Origin of the sequence: Desulforegula conservatrix Mb1Pa (genome assembly GCF_000426225.1) — a bacterium.
Lineage (GTDB): Bacteria > Desulfobacterota > Desulfobacteria > Desulfobacterales > Desulforegulaceae > Desulforegula > Desulforegula conservatrix.
Map to the genome: position 1 here is coordinate 1 of NZ_AUEY01000117.1, position 7,018 is coordinate 7,018.

The 7,018-nt window shown below is 47.5% G+C and carries 10 protein-coding genes and 2 other RNA genes; 10 read left to right on the forward strand and 2 right to left on the reverse strand.

The features are described 5' to 3' along the window. Positions 1-227: IS200/IS605 family transposase (gene tnpA, locus K245_RS0120150; RefSeq protein ID WP_027360632.1), on the reverse strand; the 227-nt coding region annotated here is incomplete at its 3' end. Positions 228-338: 111 nt separating this feature from the next. Beyond that, positions 339-1,097, reverse strand: coding sequence for a S24 family peptidase (locus tag K245_RS0120155; RefSeq protein ID WP_027360633.1), 759 nt, complete (start codon positions 1,095-1,097; stop codon positions 339-341). Between the two features lie 223 nt (positions 1,098-1,320). Here K245_RS0120155 and K245_RS0120160 point away from each other — a divergent pair, with 223 nt between their 5' ends. The 10 genes from K245_RS0120160 (at position 1,321) to K245_RS27475 (ending at position 6,867) form a co-directional block, all read left to right on the forward strand. Continuing rightward, positions 1,321-1,719, forward strand: coding sequence for a hypothetical protein (locus K245_RS0120160; RefSeq protein WP_027360634.1), 399 nt, complete (start codon positions 1,321-1,323; stop codon positions 1,717-1,719). Continuing rightward, the gene (locus K245_RS0120165) at positions 1,716-1,943 is read left to right on the forward strand and encodes a hypothetical protein (protein WP_027360635.1); all 228 of its coding nucleotides are present in this window, start codon (positions 1,716-1,718) and stop codon (positions 1,941-1,943) included. The genes K245_RS0120160 and K245_RS0120165 overlap by 4 nt, the downstream gene beginning before the upstream one ends. Beyond that, positions 1,940-4,132 (forward strand): Mu transposase C-terminal domain-containing protein, encoded by a 2,193-nt coding sequence (locus K245_RS0120170; protein ID WP_027360636.1) that lies wholly within the window; start codon positions 1,940-1,942, stop codon positions 4,130-4,132. Before K245_RS0120165 ends, K245_RS0120170 begins: the two co-directional genes overlap by 4 nt. Before the next feature lie 73 nt (positions 4,133-4,205). Beyond that, on the forward strand, positions 4,206-4,943 hold the full coding sequence (locus tag K245_RS0120175) for an AAA family ATPase (protein ID WP_027360637.1): 738 nt from the start codon (positions 4,206-4,208) through the stop codon (positions 4,941-4,943). Beyond that, positions 4,940-5,515 carry a hypothetical protein gene (locus tag K245_RS0120180; RefSeq protein WP_027360638.1) on the forward strand — a complete coding sequence of 192 codons (576 nt, stop codon included), beginning with the start codon at positions 4,940-4,942 and terminating at the stop codon, positions 5,513-5,515. Before K245_RS0120175 ends, K245_RS0120180 begins: the two co-directional genes overlap by 4 nt. Continuing rightward, positions 5,512-5,823: a helix-turn-helix domain-containing protein gene (locus K245_RS0120185; protein ID WP_027360552.1), complete on the forward strand. Its 312-nt coding sequence runs from the start codon at positions 5,512-5,514 to the stop codon at positions 5,821-5,823. The genes K245_RS0120180 and K245_RS0120185 overlap by 4 nt, the downstream gene beginning before the upstream one ends. Next, positions 5,820-6,026, forward strand: coding sequence for a hypothetical protein (locus K245_RS0120190; protein ID WP_027360551.1), 207 nt, complete (start codon positions 5,820-5,822; stop codon positions 6,024-6,026). The genes K245_RS0120185 and K245_RS0120190 overlap by 4 nt, the downstream gene beginning before the upstream one ends. A 44-nt stretch (positions 6,027-6,070) precedes the next feature. Continuing rightward, positions 6,071-6,130, forward strand: an RNA gene (locus tag K245_RS27470) — hammerhead ribozyme type II. Positions 6,131-6,182: 52 nt separating this feature from the next. Beyond that, positions 6,183-6,788 carry a DUF3164 family protein gene (locus K245_RS0120195; protein ID WP_027360639.1) on the forward strand — a complete coding sequence of 202 codons (606 nt, stop codon included), beginning with the start codon at positions 6,183-6,185 and terminating at the stop codon, positions 6,786-6,788. A gap of 16 nt (positions 6,789-6,804) precedes the next feature. Beyond that, an RNA gene (locus tag K245_RS27475) (hammerhead ribozyme type II) lies at positions 6,805-6,867 on the forward strand. Positions 6,868-7,018: the final 151 nt, after the last annotated feature.

Sequence of the window (7,018 nt, forward strand, 5' to 3'; positions counted from 1 at the left end):
CCCTTTATAAAGACTACTACTTGCGCCACAGAATACTTTAGGGGAATCGAAATAAGCATATGAACATGATCTGACATCAAGTGGCCTTCCAATATTGCACATTCTTTTTGCCTGGCCAAATATCGCCTCAATTCTGCATAAATAGTCTTTTTTCTATACTTTGTAATCCATACTATATGATACTTGCATTCCCAGGCACTATGGCTTAGGCTTTGTGTCTCGGTCATTGAAGTCTCCTTTAACTTTAGGCGGTTCAGTTATTGGAGACTTCTTCTTATTCCTGGATATGTCAAACTCTTTGAGTCCACCGGCAGAGCCGGGGGTTTACTTAGGATTAATTAGATTGGAAACATGCGGTCGCCCCAGATTACCTGACCGATTATACGGATGCTTTTCAGGTCGGCTTCGTGGGGTGGATAATCTTTGCGGTTTTTGCTTATTATACGCACACGGCCTTCTGGCAGCAACTCCAGTTCCTTTACTGACAGTGAATCTCCGTAGCCCAGGGCGAAGTATGCGCCGGTTTTAGGATGCTTTCTGCCCATATCAATCATTATAGTCCCGCCGTCCTTTATTTCAGGCTCCATCGATGTTCCTGTCACTCTCATCAGTATCAGATTTTTAGGGCTGGTCGCTATATAATTGATGAAACGCCTTCTGAACGCATAGTAATCCTTGATCCCTTCCGAATATACAGGTTCGCCGTGACCGCCGGACAAGCGGGCTTCCACCATTGGTATGAAGCAGTAGTTATCAATGTCTATGGCTGTATTGTCGGCGCATGTGATCACGTTGGACTGTGATTCAGGCTGCGTGCTTCCTCTTTCTTTTGGGCCAGTGCCGAAATAGAGCCAATCGGCAGAAATATTAAATTTGGCTGCTATTGCAAAAAGCCATCCCGGCGGTATTTGCCCACGCCTTCTTGCCGCTATTATTGATTGGTATTTAATCTCTAAACTTTTAGCTATATCAGCATCACTTTTAGCTTTAACAGCCTCACGTATTCTCTCCAAACAGGCATTGAATTCGTTTACGCTTGATTCATTCAAGCTTAAAGAGGGGTCAATGTCATTATTTTCAAGATTAAAGCTATCCATATATAATAAATCCACATATTTATAAATTTTAGTCATTAATAAAGCCAAAAAATCAAGATGAAACAAGCTTAAAGTAAATTTTGGCTTGCTTTTGCATAAGCTTTGGCTTATAAGATTACAAGTAACCGGAAATTTCAATTTACAACAAAATTTCCATGGTTACAACGTCAGAGAATTGACGCTTTTCGGACAACAAATAAGGAATTTTCGGACAGTGCATCAGATGGAACTGAAATTCAGGGGACAGAACCTGAACATCTCATATGATCTGAAGCTGGCTATGAACGCGGCGGCCAAGGCTTCCAAATACTCCAGAGAGCAGATTCTGGAACGTATGGAGGAGAGTTGCCGCAGGCACGGCATAAAGACTCAGATAAGCATGTCGTTGCTCGAAAAGTGGCTTAATCCTCAGGCTGACGAGCATGTAATGCCCCTGAAGCTTTTCCCGGTGTTTTGCAGGGCCGTGGATTGTGACTGTACGGAGCTGTTGTCCATTTTGATGAGGCCTCTCGGATACAGGGCAATTGATCAGCAGCAGGAAAAGCTCTTGTCTTGGGCTGAAGCATACCAGGAGGCAAAGGTGGCTAAAAACAGGCTTAAGAAAATTGAAGGTTCATTATGATCAAGCGTAAAAGCTTACAAATTAAAGCATGGATGGTGCTGAACGGGATCAGTCAGACTGATATTGGCAGGGAACTTGGGATTCCAAGGCAGAATGTCTGCGCCTTTATCAAAGGCAACAGAGAGAGTCGAAAAGTCCTTAATTATCTGATCGGAAAAGGCTGCCCGAAAGAATACTTGGCCATTCTGGACGAAACCCATGTCCTTGATGAGGTTGCGGCATGAAGTCCAGCTATGACGCAAAGGAAATAGCCATTCTCTTGGGCCGCACACGTCAGGGTATTCTGGCAAGAGCTGCAAAAGAGAACTGGCCTTGCGAAATTCAGGGTGTTCGTGGCGGCAATATGAAGGTTTTTCCTTATAAATGCCTTCCAGCTGATATCAAAGACGCTATGGTAAAGGCCGAATCCGACCGCCTTCTTGAATCCCTGGCCCCAGCTCCAGCGATTGAAGAAGCTGAAGTCGAGCCTGCCGGAGCTGAAATCATCGTTCTTCATGCGCCAAAGGTAAAGCTGCCCTCACCCAGAATGCCATCCATGCTTGCTCCTTATAATAAGGAAGGCTCAGAGATTCACAGCCTCAAAGGCTGGCAGAAAGACACAGCTACAGCGCGTCTCACTTTTGTGAAGTTTCTCCAGAATCACCCAAAAAGTCAGCGCCAGGGAATTATTGATCTGCTTGTCATGCAGACACAAGGAACGCTTCCGGCTTATCTCTCAGAAATTATCGCTTCAGCCAATAACAGATCCGGCAGCAATGGCGAAAGAGGCCTGTCAGAACGCACCCTCAAACGCTGGGCCTCGGATTACGCCAAATACGGATACATGGGCATTGTGCCTGAATCCCCAAACAAGGAAGTGGCCATTCCAGCATGGGCAGCAGAATTTCTTACGCTTTACAGAAAACCTTCAAAGCCAGCGATCAATTTCGTTCTGGAGCTTATGGCTTACACAGGCTGCGAAAACATCCCCTCATATGATCAGGCTCGAAGGTTCGTGAAAAATTTCAGCAGACTGGACATTGAACGTGGCCGCAAGTCTCCAAAGGAACTCAGATCCCAGAAAGGCTTTGTCCGCAGAAGCAACGACGGCTTCATGCCCATGGATATCGTGCAGATGGACGGCCACAGCTTCAAGGCAAAGGTTCAGCATCCTTTTCACGGCAGGCCTTTTATTCCTGAAATCTGCCTCGCGGTGGACAACGTCACCAAGATGGTCATCGGGTGGAGCGTGGGTCTTGCGGAGTCTGCCCAGACAGTGGGCGATTGCGTAAGGCACATGGTCACGCTTAACGACAAGAAGCCCTACGGCGGAATTCCAGCGATCCTTTACACAGACAACGGAGCCGGAAACGAAGGCAAAGAAATGACCAGTGATATGACAGGTCTTTTCGAGCGCCTCGGTGTTCTTCACAAAACAGGCAGGCCCGGAAATCCCCAGGGACGCGGCGGAATCGAGTCCTTTAACAAAAATGTGATCAACTGGGCAAGGCTGCTTGAAACCTTTCGCGGCAAGGGCATGAGCAAGGATGTTGAACGCTCGGTTTATCTGGCCATGGACAAGGATGTCCGGGCAAAAGGCAAGAGCGACATCACCATAACTTGGGCTGATTTCCTTGATTTCATGGCCCAGTTTCAGACCTGGTACAATTATTACCATCATCATTCGACTCTTCCGAAAATAACGGATTCAGGGACAGGCAGAAAACGCCACATGACTCCGGCTGAAAGATGGCAGCAGTATCTTGACCAGGGCTGGCGTCCTGAGATGATTTCAGAAGAGGAATATATCTCACTGAAACGTCCACGGATCGAGCGGAAAACCAACAGGGCAGAAATCAATGTCGGCAGCAATATCTACTTCGACAAACGCCTCGAACATTACCACGGAATGCTGGTCATCGTTGAATATGACGTCCACGATCCTTCAAAAGTCTGGGTCTATGACCATGATGAACGGCTGATCGCGATTCCTGAATGGAACCGAAACAAAAAGGCCTTCTTCCCTGTTTCAATGCATGAGCAGGCACTTGAAAAGCGTGGAATCGGCAGAATGAAAACAGCCCTGAAAAAGGTGGATGAAATCCAGGCAGAAACAGGCGTGAGAGCAAATGATGCGCTTCCTGCCCCAGAATCCTCACCTGAAATTGAAGATATGAGGGCGCAGCTTCAGACAGATATGGCATCAGATCAAGCCCTGCCAAAACTTGAAACATCGATTCAGTCTGAGGAAATTCCTGATGATATGTTCGAAAAATGGGAATTCTGGAAGCATCTGGATTCAGAAATAAATGCAGGAAAAACATTTTCAGAAAGGCTCACAAGATTCCATGAATATTACCCGTCAACAGCGGATTACAGAGCTTGCCGGATGATGGATGAAGATGCCGAAAAGATCATGGCCAGCGGATTATAAAAAGCAAGGCCCGGTGTGGTGGAACACAACCGGGCCTTAAAAATACAACTAACAAATCAATTTGGAGGACAATGTGACACAGGAAATGAGTCAAGTCAAGACCACTGCTCCGCTCAGGAACGTGGCCCTGTGCATGAAGGCGCTTGAGCGGGCCATGAACAGCCCTGATCACCTGCCGAGAATGGTTTCTTTTTCAGGGCCAAGCGGCATGGGCAAAAGCATGGCCGCGTCATACGCGGCCAACAAATACAGGGCCTATTATGTCGAATGCAAATCAAGCTGGACAAAAAGAGCGCTTCTTGAAGCCATTATGCTCCAGATGGGCATTCCCGCGATAGGGCCAATTTACAAACTTACAGAACAGATATCAGAGCAACTGGCTCTTTCAGGCAGGCCTCTCATCATAGACGAAATGGATCACATCGTTAACAGATCTGCGGTGGAAATCGTCCGGGATATTTATGAAGGCAGCAAGGCTCCGATTCTTCTGATCGGCGAGGAAATGATGCCCCAGAAGCTGAAAAAATGGGAGCGCTTCCACGGAAGAATTCTTGAATGGGCATACACCCAGCCAGCAGACATGCAGGACGCAAAGCTCCTGGCTTCATTCTACTGCCGCAAGGTCAAGGTTAAGGATGATCTGCTCGAAGCCGTGACTAAAGCAGCAAAAGGATCTGTCAGACGAATCTGCGTGAATCTTTCAAGGATAGAAGAAGAGGCCATGGGAATCGGGCTTTCAGAAATCGGCCTCAAGGAATGGGGAGACCGCCAGCTTTACACAGGTGAGGCTCCGGCAAGGAGGATCATATGATTCCTTCAGAAAGAATCTCTGCGGATACACGCCAGAATGTGTGGAACGCCATCAGGGAGCAGCGGACTTTTACAAGCGTCAGCATCCTGAACGCTACAAACCTCGATGATCTGAGCAGTGTGCGCTGGTATCTTCGCGGATTCGAAAGAGCTGGTTACATAAAAAAGACAGCCACAGACAAATCACCCCGTGTTTATGAACTTGTAAAAGATATAGGCCGCGAAGCTCCGAGGGTAAGAAGGGACGGCAGTCCCATCACCCAGGGAACAAAAAGGGATCAGATGTGGCGCACCATGCGAATCCTGAAAATATTTGATGCTGACGAGCTGGCCATGGCCGCGTCGCTTGAGGAAAGCCCAGTAGACTCCGAAGATGCCAGATCATATGTTTTTCATCTTCACAAGGCCGGATATCTTCAGCTTGTCCAGGCCGCAAAACATACAGGCGGAATGTCCAGATACAGATTGATACAATCCATGTACACAGGCCCGAAAGCTCCGATGATCAAAAAAGTAAGGCAGGTATACGATCCGAATCTTAAAAAGGTCATGTATCAGGAGGGCCGATCATGAATGAAGTCGATGCAATTGGCCTGCTTACACAGAAAGCCACCGATCTTGGTCAGGCAGAAGTTGCCAAAAGGCTTGGATATTCGAAGGCGACGGTGAGCCTGGTGATTAACGACAAGTATAACGGGAATTTAAACTCGGTTTTATCAAAGGTTAAAGAGGTCTTCGGAGGCCTTAAGGTAAACTGCCCGGTGCTTGGAGAGATTGACCTTGCCGAATGCGCCGAAAACAAAAGACAACCATTTTCAGCAACCAATCCATTGAGGGTGAGACTTTTTAAAGCTTGCAAGAGCTGCAAGGAGACAAAATGAAGCTTTTTAAAATAGCGGAAAAAGAAAGAAAAAAACGGATCAACGGAATTCACGAAAATCTGAACACAGTGGTCATGGATCTGTTTGCCCTTGTCAGGGCTGATGATGAGGAGACGAGGCATTCCTTAAAGATAAGGGCGGTGACGAGCCTGAAAAATGTCAAACGCGGAATGGCGGAGCTGGGGCTGGAATATCAGGGATAAATGTAGGTCGGGTTAGAGCGTCCTTTGCTCGTAACCCGACAATAAAGCGAAACCGCCTTCGGCGGTCATCCGGTGTGGCAACCGGATCTGACGAGCAGCCGAGACATTATTCCCCCTTTTAAAGGGGGCCAGGGGGATTTTTAAGGAGGACGATATATGAACATGCAGGATTACAGGGAAGACCACAAAGGCAGGCTGGTGCCTGTCAATCTGATCGACGAAATTGATCTGGAGCGTGACAGCCTGGTCAAGGAAATCATCGGGGAAGCAAGGAATGTAAATTCAGTATTGAAGACATTCAAAAGCAGAACAATGGCCGATGTAAGCGCGTTCTGCGAGCTTTCCGCTGAAAAATACGGAGTAAAGCGCGGAGGCAGAAAAGGAAATCTGAGCCTTCTGAGCTTTGATGGCAAATCAAAGGTTCTGATAGCGATTTCCGAAAATCTGTCTTTTGATGAACGTCTCCATGCCGCAAAAGAGCTGATTGACGAATGCCTGAACGAGTGGACTCAGGATTCGAGGCCTGAAATCAAGGTGCTGATCAATGACGCGTTTCAGGTGGACAAGGAAGGCAATATTTCAACCACAAAGGTTTTAAGCCTGAGACGCTTGAGAATTGAAGACGAGCGCTGGCACAGGGCAATGGACGCCATAAGCCAGAGCGTTCAGGTGGCAGACACCAAAAGTTATATCAGGGTGTACGAACGCGGCGGAATTGAAGACGCATGGCAGCCGGTTAGTCTGGATATTTCGGCGGCATAGGGCTTTTTGATTGGTTAAGCGAAACCGCCTTTTGGCGGTCATTTTGGGGTGGTTCCCAAAATCTGACGAGCAGCCGGAGGATAAAATGGCAAACAAAATAAAGAGTCTCAACAGTATATGGTCTCTCGCTTCAAGGCGGGGAATCAGCCAGGAGCGGGTTTATGAACTTGCTTCCGGGCTTGGCGTGAACAAGCTCACGGATCTGGATGAAACCGGATTCCGGGAGCTTG